The 20,844-nt window shown below is 41.9% G+C and carries 19 protein-coding genes; 13 read left to right on the top strand and 6 right to left on the bottom strand.

Features of this window, described 5'->3' with window-relative positions; translation table 11 throughout:
- Nucleotide 1: 1 nt before the first annotated feature.
- The 3 genes from JXA84_07315 to JXA84_07305 are packed head-to-tail and all read left to right on the top strand — an operon-like array spanning nucleotide 2 to nucleotide 3,484.
- Nucleotides 2-1,447 (top strand): tetratricopeptide repeat protein, encoded by a 1,446-nt coding sequence (locus JXA84_07315; GenBank protein ID MBN1151009.1) that lies wholly within the window; start codon nucleotides 2-4, stop codon nucleotides 1,445-1,447.
- A 9-nt stretch (nucleotides 1,448-1,456) separates the two neighbouring features.
- Nucleotides 1,457-2,020 carry an elongation factor P gene (gene efp, locus JXA84_07310; protein MBN1151008.1) on the top strand — a complete coding sequence of 188 codons (564 nt, stop codon included), beginning with the start codon at nucleotides 1,457-1,459 and terminating at the stop codon, nucleotides 2,018-2,020.
- A 24-nt stretch (nucleotides 2,021-2,044) separates the two neighbouring features.
- Entirely contained in the window at nucleotides 2,045-3,484 is a 1,440-nt protein-coding gene (locus JXA84_07305) for an NFACT family protein (protein MBN1151007.1), read from the top strand.
- Between the two features lie 8 nt (nucleotides 3,485-3,492).
- Here JXA84_07305 and JXA84_07300 read toward each other — a convergent pair whose 3' ends face one another.
- Genes JXA84_07300 through dapD form a run of 6 tightly spaced genes read right to left on the bottom strand, consistent with a single transcriptional unit; the run spans nucleotide 3,493 to nucleotide 9,640 of the window.
- Nucleotides 3,493-4,023 (bottom strand): RNA methyltransferase, encoded by a 531-nt coding sequence (locus JXA84_07300; GenBank protein ID MBN1151006.1) that lies wholly within the window; start codon nucleotides 4,021-4,023, stop codon nucleotides 3,493-3,495.
- Nucleotides 4,016-5,002: a hypothetical protein gene (locus tag JXA84_07295; protein MBN1151005.1), complete on the bottom strand. Its 987-nt coding sequence runs from the start codon at nucleotides 5,000-5,002 to the stop codon at nucleotides 4,016-4,018. The genes JXA84_07300 and JXA84_07295 overlap by 8 nt, the downstream gene beginning before the upstream one ends.
- A 29-nt stretch (nucleotides 5,003-5,031) precedes the next feature.
- Nucleotides 5,032-6,432, bottom strand: a complete 1,401-nt coding sequence (locus JXA84_07290; GenBank protein MBN1151004.1) for an adenosylhomocysteinase — start codon at nucleotides 6,430-6,432, stop codon at nucleotides 5,032-5,034.
- Nucleotides 6,433-6,480: 48 nt separating this feature from the next.
- A complete protein-coding gene (locus JXA84_07285; GenBank protein ID MBN1151003.1) occupies nucleotides 6,481-7,788 on the bottom strand; it encodes a hypothetical protein in 1,308 nt (435 codons plus the stop codon).
- Entirely contained in the window at nucleotides 7,785-8,942 is a 1,158-nt protein-coding gene (locus JXA84_07280; protein MBN1151002.1) for an aspartate aminotransferase family protein, read from the bottom strand. The genes JXA84_07285 and JXA84_07280 overlap by 4 nt, the downstream gene beginning before the upstream one ends.
- Nucleotides 8,942-9,640 (bottom strand): 2,3,4,5-tetrahydropyridine-2,6-dicarboxylate N-acetyltransferase, encoded by a 699-nt coding sequence (gene dapD / locus JXA84_07275; protein ID MBN1151001.1) that lies wholly within the window; start codon nucleotides 9,638-9,640, stop codon nucleotides 8,942-8,944. Before dapD ends, JXA84_07280 begins: the two co-directional genes overlap by 1 nt.
- Before the next feature lie 93 nt (nucleotides 9,641-9,733).
- Here dapD and JXA84_07270 point away from each other — a divergent pair, with 93 nt between their 5' ends.
- From JXA84_07270 to JXA84_07225, 10 genes are all read left to right on the top strand, one after another.
- Nucleotides 9,734-11,884, top strand: coding sequence for a hypothetical protein (locus tag JXA84_07270; GenBank protein ID MBN1151000.1), 2,151 nt, complete (start codon nucleotides 9,734-9,736; stop codon nucleotides 11,882-11,884).
- Between the two features lie 37 nt (nucleotides 11,885-11,921).
- Nucleotides 11,922-12,641, top strand: coding sequence for a segregation/condensation protein A (locus JXA84_07265; protein MBN1150999.1), 720 nt, complete (start codon nucleotides 11,922-11,924; stop codon nucleotides 12,639-12,641).
- Nucleotides 12,608-14,050 (top strand): DHH family phosphoesterase, encoded by a 1,443-nt coding sequence (locus JXA84_07260; GenBank protein MBN1150998.1) that lies wholly within the window; start codon nucleotides 12,608-12,610, stop codon nucleotides 14,048-14,050. The genes JXA84_07265 and JXA84_07260 overlap by 34 nt, the downstream gene beginning before the upstream one ends.
- Nucleotides 14,051-14,062: 12 nt before the next feature.
- Nucleotides 14,063-15,010: an RNA polymerase sigma factor RpoD/SigA gene (locus JXA84_07255; GenBank protein ID MBN1150997.1), complete on the top strand. Its 948-nt coding sequence runs from the start codon at nucleotides 14,063-14,065 to the stop codon at nucleotides 15,008-15,010.
- Entirely contained in the window at nucleotides 15,003-15,461 is a 459-nt protein-coding gene (gene purE, locus JXA84_07250; protein MBN1150996.1) for a 5-(carboxyamino)imidazole ribonucleotide mutase, read from the top strand. Before JXA84_07255 ends, purE begins: the two co-directional genes overlap by 8 nt.
- Nucleotides 15,462-15,514: 53 nt before the next feature.
- Nucleotides 15,515-16,546, top strand: coding sequence for a Sua5/YciO/YrdC/YwlC family protein (locus JXA84_07245; GenBank protein ID MBN1150995.1), 1,032 nt, complete (start codon nucleotides 15,515-15,517; stop codon nucleotides 16,544-16,546).
- A gap of 22 nt (nucleotides 16,547-16,568) precedes the next feature.
- Entirely contained in the window at nucleotides 16,569-16,757 is a 189-nt protein-coding gene (locus tag JXA84_07240; protein ID MBN1150994.1) for a hypothetical protein, read from the top strand.
- Nucleotides 16,758-16,767: 10 nt separating this feature from the next.
- Nucleotides 16,768-17,112: a hypothetical protein gene (locus tag JXA84_07235; GenBank protein MBN1150993.1), complete on the top strand. Its 345-nt coding sequence runs from the start codon at nucleotides 16,768-16,770 to the stop codon at nucleotides 17,110-17,112.
- 633 nt (nucleotides 17,113-17,745) lie between these two features.
- Nucleotides 17,746-19,797 (top strand): formate dehydrogenase subunit alpha, encoded by a 2,052-nt coding sequence (gene fdhF, locus JXA84_07230; protein ID MBN1150992.1) that lies wholly within the window; start codon nucleotides 17,746-17,748, stop codon nucleotides 19,795-19,797.
- The gene (locus tag JXA84_07225; protein ID MBN1150991.1) at nucleotides 19,797-20,837 is read left to right on the top strand and encodes a 4Fe-4S dicluster domain-containing protein; all 1,041 of its coding nucleotides are present in this window, start codon (nucleotides 19,797-19,799) and stop codon (nucleotides 20,835-20,837) included. The genes fdhF and JXA84_07225 overlap by 1 nt, the downstream gene beginning before the upstream one ends.
- The last annotated feature ends 7 nt before the right edge of the window (nucleotides 20,838-20,844 follow it).

The raw sequence follows: 20,844 nt of genomic DNA, 5'->3' as shown, positions 1-20,844 counted from the left end.
GATGGCTTCGAAATCACCGAGCCCCGAAATTTCTAAACTGCAGAAAAAATACGACGCAGAACCCGATTCTCTTATCTTCGCGAGACTTGCCGATGCTTATCTATCGGAGGATATGACCGAACAGGCGATAAAAATCGCTGAAAAAGGGGTTGAAAAGCATCAGGACTATATCTCGGGTCTCATGGTTTTGGGTAAATGTTACGAAAAAAACGGCGAAGAGGATAAAGCGTTAGATATTTACATAAGGGTATTGGAAAAGGACAAAGAAAACCTGCTCGCTCTTCAAAAAGTCGCCAAGGGAGCTTATAAATCAGGTAGATACGAAAAAGCGCTTGATTCTTATAAAAGACTACTCGACTTAAATCCTTTTGATTCAAGCATACAGCAAATTATGATTGAAATAGAAGACATTATTCAAAAGAAAAACGTTCGCGATCAGATGCGACATCAGATGGAGACTTCAGAGCAACACCCTGAAAAAGCCGAAGAAGAATTGATTTTTATCGAGGAGGAGACGGGAAAAACCGGAGATGACCTGTCTCTCGATTTGGAGCTTCCTATAGAGAAAACAGCGCAGATAGAAGAAATCTTCAAAGAAGAAGAAGAAATTCAAGGGACGGGACTCCCTGGTGATTCTGTTATGGATCAACCCAACGATGAAATAATACTCGACCTTGAAGTCGAGATGCTCGAAAAAGAGCTTGAAGACAGCATTGAAAAAGAGGTGGAAGCAAACGTAAGAACAGATACACCAAAACAGAAAGACGAAAAACCTCAGGATACAGAAGATATTCGCATGGGTCAGACCGCCGTTGAGGACGAAGCTTTATTCAAGCCTGAAGATAATTTTGAAGAGGTTGAGGAGAAAGAGATAAAGGACAATCAAGAAGGGATTCCTCTCTATAAAGGTGAAATTGAAAGCGTGACAATGGCGGGTATATACGAAAAACAGCGGAATTATGAAAAGGCTCTTTCTATTTATGAAAAGCTACTTCCCGATCATCCCGAATTATCAGAAGATGTCAAAAGAGTCCAGGATTTGATCTCTCAGACTCAGGAAAAGGACGTCAAAGAGCAAAACGTTATAAATACCGAAACAGGCGAGAGTGTTTCTGACTCAGGGGATAGAGCTTACGAAGAGACAGAACAAGAAAAAATTGATCAGTTGCCGAAGGAACAAGATTTCTTTGACATAAGTGAAAACGAAAAAGAAGAAGTAGAACTGGAAACGGAAAAATCGACAGAGGACACGGAAAGCCTGATTTTCAGCCAAGTAGCTTCAGAAACTTTGGAAGAATTAAAGAAAATCGAGCGGCATATGGCTATTCTTGTACCGGAAGAAGAAAAGGGTGAAAAGGAGGATTCTGAAGCGGAGGAAAGACAAGAATTCAATTACAATCAAGAAGGATTAGAGGCTTTTAAGAAATGGTTGGATCAAATTGAATAGGGAGGTTTGATGGCATCTCTTTCCGATATAGGGAAAAATATCACTATTAAATACGATGGTAAAATTTTAAAAATAGTCGATTTTCAGCATGTAAAACCAGGAAAAGGAGGAGCTTTCGCCCGAGCGAGGCTGAAAAACCTGGAAACCGGTCAAGTCGTCGAAGAGACAATGAGAGACAATGACAAATTTGACGTAATCAGACTTGAACGAAGAAAATATCAATATCTCTACCATGACGACGGGACGTATTGGTTTATGGACGTGGAAAATTTCGAACAGATTTCCGTCGATATTAAAGTGATGGGAGAAAAAGCCAAATGGCTCAAAGAAAACATGGAATGCGACCTTCTCTACGCCGAGGGTAAAATTGTCGATACAGAGATTCCGTTCTTCGTCGAGTTAAAAGTCTTGGAAACTGAACCGGGATATAAAGGTGACACTGCCACGGCAGGATCAAAACCCGCTCTTGTCGAAGGTGGAGTGAAGATAACCGTTCCGCTTTTTATAAACACAGGCGACTTGATCAGGATAGACACGCGCTCAGATGAGTATATGGAGCGAATGAGTAAATAACCACATCGGACAATTGATTGAAGCATGAAAATTAAAAGCGACGGGTATTCTTTTTTTCTGATTTCCAGAATTCTAGATAATTTTGTCGGAGGAACGGTTAAATCCGTCGATTTTTTTTCTCACGGGTTGTCTTTATCTACTACAAAAGGAACTATAGACGCCTTTCTTCATCCGAGGTTCAGCTGGATTTTTTTCAACGCATCAGAAAATCTCGAAAAGGAAAGGGCAAGCGGTTGGGCTCAATCCATTAAAGACGGCACTATTGACTGCGCAGGTCAAATTGGAGCGGACAGGATTCTCTTCCTGGACATAAAACGGCTTACTGAAATTGGCGAAGAGAAGGCTTGGAGAATTTGGTTTGAGTTTTTCGGGGGTTTTCCGAACGCTTTTCTGACAAAAAAGGAAGACGGCAAAATCGTGAGGCACTACAGAAAATCCTTTTCAAAAAAGAGGAACTTAGGTTCTGGTGATGTATACGTCCTACCTGTAGAAGAAAAGCCGAGACTTCGGTATATTTCACAGTGGCTCGAATCGGCAAAAGTGCTCAAAAAAATTGATCCTAGATATATGGAAATACTGAAGGATCCGAAAATCTCGAACCCTTCAAAAATCGCGTTGATCCCTGTCGAAGATTATTTTTACGCTGTTCCCGGCATTTTGATACCAGGCTCGGAGGCCAAGAATCCGGAAGAGATAATTTCAGAACTCTCTGAATCTCCTCAGAATAACAACGAGAATCAAATCCTTGAAAAAGAAATGAAAAGGCTCAAGAAAAATGAAAGGGACATTTTAAAATCTCTTTCGTGCATGATAAATCCCCAGGATATTTTAGCTCTGGGTGAGAAGATAAAATCGGCGGGTGATGAAGAACTTTCCTCCATTAAACCGCTGGATAAAAACCTTGAAGCTTTTTACCTTTCGGTACTCGGAAAGAAAAAGGGAAATATCATTGAAAATTTATTCAGCTTGTACAGGAAGAACCTGAGAAAGAAAGCTTTATACGAAAAAAAACTCTGCGATACAAAGGAATTGATAGAAAAAATTGAAAGAGGAGAATTCACGAAAAGTGATGAAAAGAAAGATGAAGGGGAACTTTCAAAATACAGAGTTTTTCTTTCCCCTTCAGGGAAGACAGTCGCTGTTTCAAAAAACGCAGAAAGTGCCGATTATCTTACGATGAAAATAGCTCGAAGAGATGATCTTTTTTTTCACGCTAAAGATTCTAAAGGTTCTCATGTAATTTTGTTTTTGCATGGTGCAAAAGAACCTTTGAAAGAGGATATTGAATTCGCAGCGGCAGTAGCTGCGGGTTTTTCTTTGGCGAGATTTTCTTCTCTTGTGCCAGTTCAATACGCTTTGAGAAAGTATGTCAGAAAACCGAGAAAAGCGCCTAAAGGCTTGGTCGTTCTCGACAGAGAAAAGGTGATTTTCGTGAAACCGTTTTCTGATAATACCGGAGGATAAGACTGAGTCTATGACTCTATTCCTATAAGCGCTCTTCTCCTGCGCAGTATTTCATAAGCAATAACAGAGAAAGCGGAAGCCACGTTGAGGGAATTTTTATAACCGAGCATGGGGATCTCGATTATCTCATCAGAAATATTGACGATTTCTTCGGAAATTCCTAGAGCTTCATTTCCCATAACCAGGACTGTTCCATCCGGGTAATCGGCATCCCAGAAGCATTTACTCGAAGATGTCGTCTCCAGTGTGACTATGTGTTTACCTTCGTCTTTTTTCTTTCTTACGGCTTCAATGGTGAAGCTGGAATATGACCAGTCGACGAATTTTTCAGATCCCATGGCAGTCATAGTAATTCCATCATGCGGAGGTATGGCAGTTGTCCCGCAGAGTATTAACTCGTTTATTCCGGTTCCGTCGCAAGTTCTGAAAATTGCCCCGACATTTCTCGCGCTCCTTAAATTGTCAAGAATTACGCATGCTTCGATTTTCAAGTATTGTTTGCGCCTGCCGTCTCCTCTTTTGACAGTAAGTTCATTCATAGAGTTTCTCCGATTCAACATGTCTTTGCACGGTTTTCCATTCTTGTTCATCCATCGTCCAGTCGGCGTAAATTGAAAAACCCATATATTTCTCTCTATCGCCGTATTTTAGTCCCGAAAAAACAGCTTCCAAAGCGGCTTCAACGTTTTCAATAACCGGGTCGAACGTAGATTTTTCGTCTTCATAACTAGGAATTCCTACCATTACTGGATTCTCAGCCGCTCTCGTGATTTTAGTTACTTCGAGGGACACAAAAAGAGAATATAAATGCGGATTTTTGATTCTCGTGTCGTAGAGCATCACTACGGTGAAGTCGGTGTTTTTCGATACCGTTTGAAAATATTCCGCGCTCCAAAGTCCTTTAACGGAAAAAAGCAGTTTTAAGCTCTCGCCAAAAATTTTTCCCAAAGAAATTTTAGGCACGGCGCAGGTCAAAACAGCTTCTTCTCCCAAAGATTTTCTGATTTCTTCCAAAAGGATCACAAAACAAGTATCTCCCTCGTATATGGGTTCTATATCGACATGTATACCGTCGAATCCGGCTTTCACCAATTCCGCACAGGTTTTTGCGATGTTTTTTCTGATTTGTTCCGAAGTGATATCAAGAGACCCTCCGCCTCTTTTTTCTATCTGGCCTATCCATGCTTGAACTGAAATAAGTTCAGGATAGATTCTCTTTAGCTCTGTAATAAACTCTCTTGAAAAACAGTATTTTGACGGAGAAATATTTCCCAATGAATCCAGAGGGCCAGCGTGCTGGAAGACATGAATTATTCCGGTTTTTCTTAAATTATCCGCTAGTCGCGCGACTTTGTATTGATCAGGTTTCTCATCTACCCAGTGATGAGCGAGCCATATACCGTTTTGTTTTTTAGAAAGCTTGAATGTTCTTTTTTGAAAGATATATGCCGCTACAACCAAAAGGGCCAGTAAAAAGGCCAGGCAAAAAATCAGTTGGAATTTCTTTTTGTTTCTCAAACCATCTTTACCGTGAATACAAAACCCAATCAGTAACGATAATTCTCGTTTTTAAAAGGACCTTGCTCCGGCACTCCGATGTATTGAGCCTGTTCGGGTGTTAATTTAGTCAATGATATTCCGAGATTTTCAAGGTGAAGCGTCGCCACTTCCTCGTCGAGAATTTTAGGCAGTACGTAAACTCCGATGGAGCGCTTTTTTGAAAAAAGTTCTATTTGAGCGAGCACCTGATTCGAAAAGGATGTGCTCATAACAAAAGACGGGTGACCCGCTGCGCATCCCAAATTGACCAACCTGCCTTCCGCAAGAAGAATAATTGAATGCCCGTCAGAGAAAGTGAATATATCGACTTGAGGTTTAACGGTGGTCCTTTTGACACCAGGATAGGTCATCAGTTTGTTTACTTGGATTTCGTTGTCAAAGTGCCCTATGTTGCAGACAATTGCATGGTCTTTCATCGCAAGCATATGTTCGAGGGTTATTACGTCCCGATTTCCGGTAGCAGTGACGAAAATGTCGGTTTCTGAGAGAGTGTTTTCGAGAGTTTTTACTTCAAAACCTTCCATTGCGGCTTGAAGGGCACAGATTGGATCAATTTCGGTGATTGACACTTTCGCTTTATAGTTTTTCAGGGCTTGAGCGGATCCTTTTCCTACGTCGCCGTATCCGCAGACAACCGCGTTTTTTCCTGCAATCATGATTCCCGTAGCTCTTTTTATTCCGTCAATCAAGGATTCCCTGCATCCGTAAATGTTGTCGAATTTGGATTTTGTCACCGAGTCGTTTACGTTCATAGCGGGAAAAAGAAGTTTTTTATCTCTGTTCATTTTGTAGAGTCTCTGAACGCCTGTAGTGGTTTCTTCGGAGACGCCTTTTATCGAATTTGCTGATCTATGCCATTTTTCGGGGTCTTCCCTGAGAGTAATTTTGAGATGTTCTTTCAGAAATTTTTCGTCTTCGGAATGCGATTCTTCTTCGAGAACCGACGGGTTTTCTTCGGCCGCGTAACCCAAATGAACCATTAGGGTGGCGTCGCCTCCATCGTCAACTATAAGATCAGGCCCTTGGCTTTCCTGGAAAGTCAAAGCTTTTTCGGTGCAATTCCAATACTCTTCAAGTGTCTCGCCTTTCCATGCGAAAACAGGAATACCTCTTTTAGCTATTGCCGCGGCGGCGTGATCTTGGGTGGAAAAGATATTGCAACTCGACCATCTGACTTGGGCGCCGAGATCCGTGAGAGTTTCAATCAGGACAGCGGTCTGAATAGTCATGTGCAGAGAGCCGGTGATCTTGGCTCCAGCGAGAGGTTTTGAAGAGCCGTATTTTTTTCTAAGATCCATGAGTCCGGGCATTTCTCTTTCTGCAAGGTCAATTTCCATCCTACCCCAAGAAGAAAGCCCAATATCCGATACCTTGTATTCATTTTTCATAATTTTCTCCTTTTTTATAAGTAAATGCGGCAGTATTTTAAAAGTCAACTATAAGCAGTCTCTTTTCATCAGAGCGGCAAAAGAACCGCTGATTCCGTGAATATCAGGAGTGAAAATGCAAAATCCATTTTCGTCGGAAAACGCGGAAAATTCTTTTTTTGGTCTTACGACGCTGAATTCACAGGAATCTTTTAAAAACCTTTGTACCACCTCATGATTTTCTTCCTTTTCAAGAGAGCATGTTGAGTATAAGAGCAAACCCTTGCGTTTGACAAGTTTTGATGCGCTAGAGAGTATTTTAAATTGCAAGGAAGCTATGTTTCTGAAAGAGGTTTTTTTTAGTTTTAATTTTATATCAGGGTTTTTATGCAGTGTGCCTGTCCCGGAACAGGGCACATCTGCTATGACAAGGTCTGCTGAATTTTCTCTGAAAGGGGGGTGGACCGCGTCTGAGACGCAAAGAGATATTTTTTCAGAAATGCCTATTCTTCTTGAATTTTCGAGGACACTTTTCATTTTAGCCAATTCGATGTCGCACGCGCATGTATAAGAGCTTTCAGTTGAAATTGATACGGTTTTCCCTCCGGGTGCACAGCAAAGATCGAAAACCGTTCCAAGAAGAGGAAAGTCGAAGACTTCTTCTACGAGTTCAGAACTCTCATCTTGAACTGTTATGGAGCCTTCTTTGAAAAATCGGCTGTAGATAAGTGATCGATCAGAATAAAAACACTTTTTTGAAAAGTGCGCGGGTGAGATTTTGAAACCCTGTTTTGTCGCTTCCGAGACGATCTTTTCAGTTTGGGCGGGATCTATAACGCTGAAGCAAATTGGTTGCCTGGAGGAAAAGAACTCGAGAATCCCTGATGTTCTCATGTCGCCGAAATCTCTGTTCCACTTTCCTATGAGCCAAAGAGGGACTGAATGGCGCAGGGATAAAGACGCCGGGTCTTCTCCTTCGGGTAAAACGTTTTCGTCTTTGGCAGTCTTACGCATCACCGCGTTCACGAGCCCGGCGAATTTTTTGTTTTCTGCCTTCTTCGCGAGTTCCACAGATGTATCCACCGCTGCGTAATCGGGAACGGAAGAAAAGAAAATTATTTGGGATGCTCCTAATCTGAGAATCCAGAGGATTTCTTGGGGCAAATCTGAGATTTTTTTGAGGTGTTTCGACAAAGCATGATCCAGAAAAATGTAATTTCTCACCGTAGTTAAGACTAAGTTGAAGCAAAAAGCGCGGTCTTTTTTCCCCAGGGAAGAGAGCTCTTCGCTGAAAAACAGGTCCGAACCGAGATTCCTACGCGCGGAATCTTTCAAGAAGAACAAAGCAAGTTCTCTCGGATCGAAGTTTTTTTTCATTTGCCAGGAATCAAAAAAGGTGCCTGCTCGACAGCTTTTGACAGACACATGCATATTCGGTCAATTTCCTTTTCGGTTATCGTGAAGGGAGGAAGAAGCCTTATTATCCTGTCGCCTATCGTGTTGATGAGTATTTTTTCCTTGAAACAGAATTTTTTCAAGGAGTTGGCGTCTTTGTCTGTTTGTATGCCTATCATCAAACCCCTGCCTCTTACTTGACAAGTTAAGGGAAGAAAAGACTTCAGGGATTTAAAAAAGTATTCACCCCTGGCTTTGTTTCGGAGTATCAGTTCAGGGGTCAAGCGGCTTAGTATTTCCAGGCAAGCGGATAGGGCTGCGGGATTTGGGGCAAAAGTCGAACCGTGCTCTCCCTGTTTTAAAACTTGGCCGAAAGGGTTTTTGGCGATGACTGCCGCGAGAGGAATACCTCCACCGAGAGCTTTCCCCAATATAACAATGTCGGGATTGACGCCGAAGTTTTCGTACGCGAAGAAACTTCCGGTCCTTCCGAGTCCGCTTTGAACTTCATCCGCCACAACGGCAATTCCGTAATCTTTTTGCGCGATTGTTATTTCATGGGATAGATCGTCTTTCAGGGGGACAATTCCCCCTGAACCCTGGATTGCTTCGAAGAAGACTCCAGCGACCTTGTTTTTTTTGCAGAATTCACAGAAGACAGAGGCTTCGTTGAAAGGCAGGGTTACTGTGTTCGGTAACAAGGGCTGAAATTGTTTTTTCATGCTTTCAATTCCGGTAAGTGAAAGACTACCCGCCGAACGTCCGTGAAAACTGCCGGTGAAAGATACTATCAATCCCTGGGGGTTGTTTTTTTTTAAAATCTTCAGAGCAGCCTCGACGGCTTCTGTCCCTGAATTGGCGAATATCACTTTTGAAGAAACGTCAAATCTTCTTCCAATAGCTTCGGCTGCCCTTTCGGCATCTTCGTCTTTGATTAGGTTTGAAATGTGTCCAAACCTTTCTAATTTTGTTGTAATAGCTTTAAAGATGCCTTCGTCTCTGTGCCCGAAAATATTTACTCCTATGCCCGAAAAAGCGTCAAGGTATGCATTTTCATTTTCGTCGTAAATGTAATTTCCTCTGGCGTAGGACACCTTAAAGTCAAAAGGTCTATAGAGAGATGAAAAGAATGGCATCAGAGATTTCTCAGGGCTTCGACGATTTTTGATTTCTCCAAAGTCTTAGAATCAGTTTTTTTTATAAATTTTGCCGGAACTCCCGCCCAAACTTCATTTCCGGGTATGTCGTCTATTACGACAGCTCCAGCGGCAACAACTGCACCTTCGCCGACCTCGACGCCTTCCAGTATAACAGCGTTGGCTCCAACCAAAACTCCTTTTCCAATTACAACAGGTCTAGCGGAAGGAGGTTCTATGACACCCGCTATTACCGCGCCTGCTCCTATATGGCATTTTTCGCCAACAACAGCCCTGCCGCCTATCACCGCATTCATGTCTATCATTGTCTTAGAACCGATGACTGCTCCGATGTTTATCACGGCTCCCATCATTATGACAGCACCTTCACCAATTTGGGTCATTTCTCGAATTATGGCGCCAGGTTCTATTCTTGCGTTGAATTTTGAAATATCAGCGGTTGGAACTGCAGAATTTCGGGCGGAAATTTCGATATGTCTATCGGTTATGAAATCCTTGTTCTCTTCCAGAAACGATAATACATCTTTGTAGTCCCCGAAGACAATCCAAAAATTGCCTTCTCCGAAAATTCGGATTTTACTGTTTTCCAAATTTCTGGGCTTTCCTCTTATATAGGCTTTAACAGGTGTTTTTCTGGGATTTTCCGATATGTATCTTATTATTTCTTCTGTATTCATGGTTATTTTCTTGACAACTTAATTGACGACAGTATATATTATTAGTCGAAAATATGCAAATAAAACGTTTATGTCATTTTGACGGAGGTATAGATGTTCGATGATTCCGATATACCTTTCAATGATAAAGACCTCAAAAGTTCGGATTCAGTTAAAGTGGATCAAGCTCTAAAGTGCCCGGATTGCGGCAGTTTTCTGCGATATATTGAACCCTACGATAGGTATTGGTGCGATACCTGCGCAAAATATATGGAACCGGAATTCGGCAAGGAAGCCGAGTCTGAAATCATAGAAGAGATATCAGAAACAGCTGTTGAAGAGAGCCCTGTTGAAGAAATAACTGTCCCGCTGGAAACTGAACACAAGCTTAAATGTCCTGTATGCAATTATGAACTTCAATATTTCGAAGAATACGACAGATACTGGTGTGATATGTGTGCAGAATTCATGCCGGTCAACTTTGGGAAACCTGTAGAAAGCTCCAGTGATACAGATTCGGAAATGGAGGAAGAAAACGTCTCGGTTCCAGAATCAGTGCAATTAAAAGAAACTCCCTCTGACAAACCAGAAGAAAGAACATGCCCTGTTTGCAAATCCCCTTTACGATACATAGACGAGTATAAAAAATGGTGGTGCGATGTCTGCCTTGAATATGCTTCTGAAAAGGAAGAATCATACCCGTCGGTTTCAAAGGAAATTGCTGAAGAAAAAGCGGAAGTGTCGGAAAAGAACTGTCCGAAGTGCGGAGCTCCTTTGAGAAGGATAGAAGAATACGGCCGCTATTGGTGCGATAAATGCCTGGAATATGTTGGTTTAGAATCGGAAATCTCGACTGAAAAGAAAGCTGAAATACTGGAACACAAGATAGAGATAATCCCCGAGAGTATTGAAAAACCGACCTCCGATGAACCTGTGAAACTGGCTTTCGATCAGGTTGAGGAAGCCGAAGTTATCGAAACTGGCAGAGTGGAAGATACCATTGATGCCCAAGAACCCGTAGAAGAGGAGACAGCGACTGTTGTCCAGGATTTGGATCAACAGGTTTCCTATGTTCAAAAAGATTTAACGCAGGATTTTGTAAAAACTGTTGTCGCGCCCTCAGAAGATGATACGGACGTTGAAGAGCAACTTGTTCTCAGGTGTCCCAAATGCAAAGAAGAAGTGAGGTATATTGCTCAATATGACAGGTTTTGGTGCGACAACTGCGGAGAGTATATGCCGGTCGGATTCAAGGGTTCTCCTGTCACCGTTGGCGATGAACCCGATAAGACAGATGTTTCACGAGAGGAAGAGACTGCTTCGGCAGTTTCCGATGAAATTATCCAATCCAAGGAAAAGGCTGTTGATCTGGGCACTATTTCCCTGACAGAAGAGCAACTTTCGGTTCCTCTCGAGGAGGAAACCGTGGCTCCAATGCCGGAGAGTGAGAATCTTACCTCCGAACAAGAAGCGACTTCGGAAGCATTGGATGTAAGCCAGCGAGTTGAGGATTTTAAAAGGTCTGAGACAGCCGATCTCGACCTAGAATTTGAAAATGAAGAAGTCGAGAACCTCGATGAAGCCGAGCAGATTTCTGTGGTCGGAGCCGGTGAATCAGAGGGTGTGGCACTTATCTGTCCTAAATGCAATAAAAATACAAGATACATCGAACAATATGACAGGTATTGGTGTGACACCTGTGGAGAGTATATGCCGGTTGGCTTTGGAAAAAAACAAGACACTGCCCCTGAAGAGGCAATAAACATCAAAGAGATAGAAATAGTCAGTCCTCAAGAGGAGGATGAAGAAATTTTAGAAGCGGCTGTTGAGCAAGTATCCACGGAAGATGAAGGCTTGAAATGCGCGTTTTGCGGTAAAAAAGTCAGGTTTATTGAGCAATATCAAAGATACTGGTGCGACAACTGTGAAAAATACATGCCGCTCGATTTCGGGCTTGAGAAAATTGAAGTAGTTCCACCTTCCAAACCGATTGTCGAAGAAAAGCCTCTTTCAAAAAATGAAGAAAACGCCGTTCTCTGCCCTAAATGCGGCGGCAATACAACTTATGTAAGTAAGTATAACAAATACTGGTGTGAAAACTGCTCTGAATACGTTCAACCTATCTATGCCAAAGAACCTGATATTGATAAATCGACATCCAAAACTTGCCCGGATTGCGGCGAAAAACTCGTTAAATGCGAACCTTGCAGGCATTGGTGGTGCCCGGTTTGCGATAAATGTTATCCCGAAAGAATCTTTTCGTGATATTTTAGATTTCACACATGTTTGGTTTTAAAGGGTAATGGGATTTTCTGTAAAATTAGAAATTTTTGAAGGGCCTCTCGAACTTTTGTTATACCTTATCAGAAGGGATCGGCTCGATATATACGACATACCTATTTCTCACATCACAGACGAGTACTTAGCTTATATAAACGTGATGAGAGAGTTCGACATGGAAATCGCGGTCGATTTTCTCGACATGGCTTCGACATTGATGAGGATGAAAGCCAGAGCTTTGTTGCCTTCACCTCGAAGCGAAGAAATTTCCGAGCCTGATCTTTCTAAAGAAGAACTGACTCAAAGGCTTCTTATCTACCAGCTTTTCAGAGACTCGGCGAGCAGACTTAAAGCTATGGAAAATGAAGGATTGAGACACATTCAGATAAGACCTGCCGCAAGACCGGCGATAGAGGATAAAGAGAAATTCATGGATGTGATATTTTTAATCAACGCGGCGAGAGAACTAACACAAAGGTATAGAAAAATTAAGTCTCTTAAATACATAATAGATCAAATCCCTCTTGAAGATAGAATCGACAGGATAACAGATATCATGCTCGAAAACCCTTCAAGAGAGGTGCCATTTCCTGAAATTCTCGACAACAGAAAAGACAAACCCTGGATTATAGCCAGCTTTATGGCTGTCCTCGAACTCGCGAAAAATTCTTTTCTTTCGGTTTCTCAGGGGAAAATTAACGGGAAGATATGCCTTCAGCTGAGAAGTTCATCGAAAAGGTGATTTCTAAAAGGAATCTGACAGAAAATTTTCTCACGGAAGATATCTGGCTTGATTCCCCGGGCATTCCTCAATTTGAAAAAGCCTTGAAAGTGATCAGGCAGACCATGGAAAACAAAGGTCAGATACTTATATGGGGGGATCAGGATTGCGACGGTATTTCAGCCGCTTCTCTTTTATACCTTGCTCTATCTTCATCAGCGGCTAAGGTCAGGGCATATATACCGGACAGAAAAGCCGAAGGGATCGGAATGAACCTCGAATCTTTGAAGAGAGAAATACAGAAAAACAAAACGGATCTGGTAATTACCGTAGATTGCTGCAGCAGGGATACTGTCGCAGCATCTTATCTGTCCGATGAAGGGGTCAAGCTCGTTGTCACCGACCATCACCAAATCCCCGCATCTTATCTTGGAGACAGAATAATAGTGAATTGTCACAGGCATGACAGCGATTATCTTTTCGATGATCTCTCCGGAAGCGGTCTTGCTTTGAAATTTGCCCTTGAATTTTCACAGGATCCTTATTTATGGCTGCTCGCTTCTCTCGGGACTATCAGCGACAGGGTTCCACTGGTTGGAGAAAACAGAACAATCGTGAAAAGAGGAATTGAAGCACTTGACAAATTCAGATTTCAGGCTATTGACCTCTTGTGTTCGTTTCAGGAATCCTCTGTTCCCGAGACCACCGAAGAGATTAAGAGGATTATCATATCTCCAATATCATCGGATATGTCAGTAGAAGGATCATCTCTTTCTTTCAACTTTTTAACCGACAGTCCAGATACCACCAGCGCCGAGTCCATGGTGAAAAGATCCCGAAAATGGATTGAGGCGCGGGAAACAGCTCTTTCGAAGGCGGAGTCGATGAAAAAAAATATCGGACATTTCGTGGTTTTTAGAGATAAAGATGCACCCAGGGGTATACTCGGATCCATAGCCTCGAAGCTGACCCTTTCTGAAACCAAACCGGCTTTCGTCGTCGGAGCTCTGGATGAAAATTCTTTTGAGACAGTTGAAGGAAGGACGATTTATGGAGATGTACTGTCGGTTTTGGAAGAGCGACAGAACTTGTTCAGCTCTTTTGGAGGTCACAAAAAAGCCTGCGGAGCAAAAATCGAGAGCTCGAAAGTGGGCGAATTTTTCAAGGCTCTTGAAAAATCAGGTTTGGGGGGACTGTTCCGCAGAAAAATCCGAATAGATTTTTCTGCTAAAAAAGATCAAATAACCGATGATGTCCTGGCCACACTGTCTCGTTTCGGCCCTTTCGGACAGGACTTTCCGGAAATTTCCATCGAGATCCTCGACATGCCTGTCTCAAAGAAAATCGAAGGAAGAAATATATTTCTAGTAGATGAGAAAGGTAAAATCAGAGAGGCAAATTCAAGCGACGATATTTGGGAATATGAATGAAAGAGGTCTGTTTTGGCAAAAGAAGATAGGGATAAGCCTTCTTTAGCTCTGCCTTCGGCTAAAGATCAAAATCTTTTACCCGCTTCTCCCGTTGAAGAAAAAAAACTTCCAGCTTCAACAAGAATATCGGAAGACACTTTTGGAATGTACGAGAAAGACTTGAAAAAAGAAAAAATGCTCTCCAGGGATGAAGAGAAAGAGCTTGGAAAAAAAATTAAATACGGCAATCCAACGGAGAGGATAGAAGCAATAAACAAACTCGTAAGGGCTAATTTGAGATTTGTGGTGAAGACCGCCCTGGGGTTCGACAAGAGTCATAACATCACCATGGATTTAATCAACGAAGGCAACACCGGTCTGATTCAGGCGGCGAGCAGATTCGATCCTGACTACGGTACGAAATTCATCTCTTATGCCGTTTGGTGGATAAGGCAGAAAATGCTTCAGTACATATACTCCAATCAGAAAATCGCTTATATGCCTTATAACAGAGCGGCGAAACTGAGAAAGCTTTTGAAGAGCAGCAGAGAACAAGGATTGGATATTGAGCATTCTCAGATGACGATAAAAGAAATGGCAGATATGCTCGATGTAGACATAAGGGATATCGAAGAATCTTATCAATACGCGCAAAAGGATATCTCGCTCGATCCTTCAAGCCCCTATTTCAAAGACAGCTTGCAGAGTTCTTACCTCTCTCCTGAAGAGTCTTATTTAAAGCAGGCTGAAGAACAGGAGATAAACAAACTGATGAGAGATTTGACAGACAGGGAACAACTTGTCCTGAAAAAATATTTTGGGCTTCAGGATAATACGCCTTGTTCTTTAGAAAAAATCGGTCAAGAATTAGGCGTTTCGAGAGAGAGGATAAGGCAGATAAAGGATAGGGCGCTTGTGAAGTTAAGACAATCGCCTAAATCAGAAAAACTTAAAGACCTTCTGGGGGTGATTAATGACTGAAGTCCTCGTGATAGCCGGTTCAAAATCCGACAGTGAAATAGCTGACACTGTCATAGAAACTTTAAAAACATTCGGCGTAGAAAGCGTTTTCGAGATCTCGTCGGCGCACAGGACGCCAGAAAAAACCGCGGAATTGGCTAAGAACGCACAATCGAGAGGTTTTAAAGTAATAATTACAATAGCGGGTTACGCCGCTCATCTCGGAGGAGTTGTCGCTAGCTGGAGTATTTTACCTGTGATAGCCGTACCTGTGAGCTCGTCTCCACTCAAAGGAATTGACAGCATTCTTTCCACTGTTCAAATGCCCTCGGGCATTCCGGTCGCGACTATGAGCCTGGACAATGCTGGAGCGAAAAACGCCGCTATTCTCGCAGTCGAGATTTTGGCTCTTTTCGATGAAGATTTAAAGAAAAGATTATCTGAATACAGGGAGAGCTTTCTACGAAACTGATTGAATGCAACACTCTTAAGGCTTTCTTGGCGTTTCTTTCCGGAAAAGTTGTTTTGATACCAACAGACACTGTCTGGGGTTTTGCATTCAGCCCGGAAAGCAAGGAAGCTTATGAAAAAGTTTTAAAACTGAAAAAAAGAAATCCTGACAAAAGGGTACCTATACTGACATATTCTATTGACAGGGCATACAGGCTTTTCGACAATTTCAACCCTCGTATTTACGGTTTGACCCAGAAGTATTGGCCTGGTTCACTGACTGTTGTCGGAAAAGCTTCCAAAAAGGTCCCGGAACATCTGGTTGACGAAAACGGTAAAATTGCCGTTAGAGTACCCAAAAAACCCGCTCCTTTGGATATTATCAAGGCTTTGGATATTATGCCCGCAACTTCGGCGAATATTTCGGGGGAAAACAATCCAGCGGATCTATCTCATCTGTCTTCCATGTTCTCAAAGGAAGAATTCCACTTTCTGAACAAGACCAAATCTCTTCCGGCGAAACCTGCATCGACTGTCATAGAGACAACAGGCAAAAAGATGACTGTTTTGAGGAAAGGTGAAATAAGTCCTTTTGTCCTGGGCGATCTGACTTCGATGGACATCAAATATCAGACTAATGAGCCTCTGTCTATATGTTTTGTATGTGAAGGCAATACATGCAGAAGCCCTATGGCTGAATATATTCTAAAACTTAAATCAACAAAAACAGACATAAAATTAAACGTCAGTTCGGCTGGCTTGAAGGTGGACAATAAAAGCTTTGTCTATTCAGATAAAACTTTAAGGGTCATAAAGGAAAAATACGGAGTTGATATTTCCGGCAAACCAAAAAAAATCTGCAAAAAAGACATTGAAGAGGCTGACCTGATATTGACTATGGACGCAAAAATTCAGAAAAAAGTCCAGAAGTCGGGAGGTCAGGGCAAGACGAAACTCATTTCGGAGTTTTCACATAAAAAAACACACGTGGCGGACCCATATGGAAAGGACTACGAGGCTTATCTTGGCGTGGCGAGTGAATTGGAAAACCATATAGACAATCTTATTAAGTATTTAGCGAGCAGAAATTTTACTTTAATTACCTGATCGCTAATGAAAAGAGGATTTGATGGTTCCTGAAGAAATTGAAACAACAATAAGGCGAAAAATGATCATGAGAGACAACAAAGAATGCATCGAATGCTCGAAAGCTTTCGAAGCCGCATCAGAACTGGGTGTGGATGTAAAAGAAATCGGCAGATACTGTAATCGTCTGAAAATTAAAATAGTTTCCTGTCAATTAGGCTGTTTTACCTGATAAGTTCCGAATGATTATCATCACAGTTTCTGGCGCATGCAGCAAAGTTGGAAAGACGACCACGGCGAGACTCTTGCTTCAAAAGCTTCCAAAGGAAAAGACAAAGATCATTAAATTCGGGCACGGTAGGACGAATCCCGATAGACCTGAAAAACTTTTCACTGATTTAAACAGAGGAATTCATCACGTGGTTGATCTCGCAAGGGAAAATGAAACTGATTATCTGATTATAGAGAGCAATTCAGCGCTGAAATATATCAACCCTCATGTATCAATTTTTATCGAAGGAGATTGCGCTTTTTCTAAAAAGAGTTCCGAGATGGCGAGGAAACTCGCCGACGTGATAGTGTTCTGAGTTTTCAGAGATAAAGATCCTTTGTTCCAATGTTCAATTTAATCCAGATGATTTTTCCACGCAATATATGGTCTCAATAGCTTTAATTAAATATTCGAACGCACTGTTTCCCAGACCTTTTCCGGACACGATAAAAATCGTCGAGTTCTTTAACTTTCTTGGGAGTACTGTATGTTTTCTGACGATCTATAAAAGACGTTTTCATGGTTGCGCCCTTTCATAAATCCGCAAACTTTGCCATATTCTTTTTTATGTCTAAAGCTTTTGAAAAGGTCTTGGTTTCGAAAATGGAATATATGTGAGGGAAAGGTTTCAGCATGCCGACTGCAAGCACGTTGAGCTCTCATTTAACGGGCCTAACGCCTTCGACCATCTGCCTGAGGTCGATTTTTAGAGAAGGGATTCCTGGTCTTTCTCTTATACCCGCGGAAAAACCTGAACGGATATCAGGTTTCTTGAAACACCCTTCCTTCAGATTGAATATTTTAATGCTTCCAAAAAAAGTTAGATGTCTAAAAGTTGGTTTTTAGGATTAAAATGCTAAAGTTTGACACAGAGAATAATAACCGTTAAAATGAGAAAAAACTGCTATACATATACAACTAAAAACATAAAAAGAGATAAGGAGGGTTTTTGTCTAGTGAAAAGAGGGTATTGACTACATGTATCTATTGCGGATGTGGTTGCGGATTTTACTTCAAAGTTAGAGACGGCAGGATAAACGGTGTCTATCCAAGCAGAGAGCACCCGGTAAACAAAGGAAGCCTTTGCGTAAAAGGGTGGAATGCCGCGGAATTTGTCCAGCATCCGGATAGGTTGACTGAACCTTTAATAAAAGAGAATGGAAAATTCCGAAAGGCTACATGGGAAGAAGCTCTTAATCTCGTCTCTGGAAAAATGAAGGAGCATTTTGAAAGGTTTGGTTCGAAAAGCCTCGCTTTTTTCGCATCGGCAAAATGCACTAATGAAGAGAACTACATTCTTCAAAAATTCGCAAGAGCGGTTTTCAAGACAAACAACGTAGATCATTGCGCTCGGCTTTGACACTCTTCTACCGTGGCGGGTCTCGCCGCGACATTGGGTTCGGGCGCTATGACGAATTCAGTGACGGAATTCGAAGATACCGAAGTATTTTTCGTCACCGGTTCCAACACCACTGAACAGCATCCTCTTGTAGCATCGAGAATAATCAATTCCGTAAAAAATGGGAAAGCGACCCTTATTCTCGCCGATCCAAGGAACATTCAGCTCTCAAAACACGCAAAATACCATTTACGACATAGAATTGGTACAGATGTAGCCCTTATCAACGGGATGATGAATGTCATAATAGATGAAGGTCTCGAAGATAAGGAATACACATTGAATTTCACTGAAAACTTTGAAGAATTGAAAAATACCGTAAAGAAATATACTCCTGAATACGTTGAAAAAATTACCGGTATCCCCGCAAAAGATCTTGCTGAATCCGCGAGGATTTACGCTAGAAGCAAAAAATCCGCGATACTCTACTGCATGGGTATAACACAGCACACAACTGGTGTGGACAATGTCAAATCTTGCGCGAATCTTGCTATGTTGACTGGAAATATAGGGAAACCAGGCACTGGGGTCAATCCATTGAGAGGGCAGAACAACGTTCAAGGCGCTTGTGATATGGGAGGTCTTCCCAATGTATATCCCGGTTATCAACCGGTGTCTGATCCAAAGATCAAGGATAAATTTGAAAAAGCATGGTGTGTTGATGACCTTTCAGGAGAAATTGGCACGACAGTTACAGACATGCCTGATTTGGCTATAGACGGCAAACTTAAAGTTCTTTATGTTCTCGGTGAGAATCCAATGGTATCTGATCCGAATATTGCCCACGTTGAGAAAGGTTTAAAATCCCTGGATTTTCTGATAGTTCAGGACATATTCATGACAGAGACTGCCCAGATGGCAGATGTGGTTCTACCCGGTGCGAGTTTCGCAGAAAAAGACGGGACTTTTACAAATACCGAGAGAAGAGTCCAGCTAGTCAGGAAAGCTATTGATCCTCCGGGAGAGGCCAAACAAGACTGGGAGATAATCTGCGATTTAGCCGAGAAGTGCGGATACAAAATGAAATACAAAACTGCCCAAGAAATATTTTCCGAAATAGCTGTTTTAACGCCAAGTTACCATGGGATGAGTTTTGAAAGACTGTCAGAAAACTTCGGACTTCAGTGGCCATGTCCGACTGCTGAACACCCCGGAACTCCTTATCTGCACAAAGACGGAAAGTTTTCAAGAGGCAAAGGGCTTTTCACTGCGATAGAATTCAAAGAACCCGCGGAATTGCCGGATGATGAATACCCTCTTGTCCTTACCACAGGGCGAACATATTATCACTACCATACAAGAACTCTTACGAAGAGAACATCTACCCTCGAAAGAGAAGTTCCTGAATGTTATGTTGAAATAAATCCTGAAGACGCAAAAAAATATTCGATCAAAAATGGAAGCGAAGTCAGGGTTTCATCGAGAAGAGGCGATATCCGCGTCAAAGCAAAAGTAGTTGATATGACAAAACCAGGAACCATATTTATACCATTTCATTTTGCCGAGCAGTCGGTGAACAAACTGACCAACAACGCGCTCGATCCCGTCGCAAAGATACCTGAATATAAGATTTGCGCTGTTAAAATCGGAGGTGAGAACTAATGGCTGCCGATAGATTGATTATCTCGAAAGAGAACCTTCTCAAATTTGTCTCCGGTATGAGAAAGAACTCTAAAGTTTTTGCCATGCAAAAAAATGAGTTTGGTGATGTAGCTTTTCTGCCCGTAGAAGAGGAACATAACATACTTCTAAAAGCCCACAAACCTTTAATGCCTTCAGCGAGGGAAGTTTTGTTCGGGCAAATTGAACCGATGATAGAATTTGAAAAAGTGGGGAATACGACCAAGCTCAGGAGTGTTGACCAAACAGAAGAGACTGTATTGTTTGGTTTGCCGAATTGTGACGCGGCCGCGATAAAATACACGGATAATTTTTTCTCAAAACGCGAATTCATAGACTTTTATTACAATAGAGCGAGAGAAAAATTGACTTTAATAACCATGGCGTGCCTGACTCCTCCTTCTGAGAGTTGTTTCTGCGCTACTATGAAAACAGGACCGTTTGCAGAAAATGGATTTGATCTTCAATTGACCGATATGGAAAACGGGGATTATTTTGTCAATGTCGGCAGTGAAAAGGGGAGTTTTTTAATTTCAGAAAACTCTTCTCTATTCAGGCAAGCTAAAACCGATGAAGTGAAACTTTGGGAATCCAAAAAAGAAAAAGCCATGACTTTGCCGGTGGCCACAAATTTCACAAAGGAGATAGCTCTCGAAAATATGATGTCAAATCCTGTGAAAGAAAAAGTTCTCGAAGAAATAACAGACAGATGTCTGTCATGCGGAGCCTGTAATTATGTCTGTCCTACATGCACTTGTTTCAATGTGAAAGACCTGCAAAAAGACGACAAAGGCTTGAGGATGAGGGTAATCGACTCCTGTATTTTAAGCGGATATTTTAGGATGGCCGGAGGACACAATCCAAAAGAAAGAAAAGAACAACGTACACGCAACCGTTACTACTGTAAGATATTATGGGATAAATTGAAATTCGGTGATACTGGGTGTGTTGGTTGCGGGAGGTGTTATGATTCGTGTCCGGTAAAAATCGACATAAAAGAAGTATTTCAGTCTTTAATGTAAGGGAGCG

Source organism: candidate division WOR-3 bacterium, assembly GCA_016926475.1.
Taxonomy (GTDB): domain Bacteria; phylum SDB-A; class SDB-A; order SDB-A; family SDB-A; genus JAFGIG01.
This window is presented reverse-complemented; position numbering and strand designations above follow the sequence as displayed.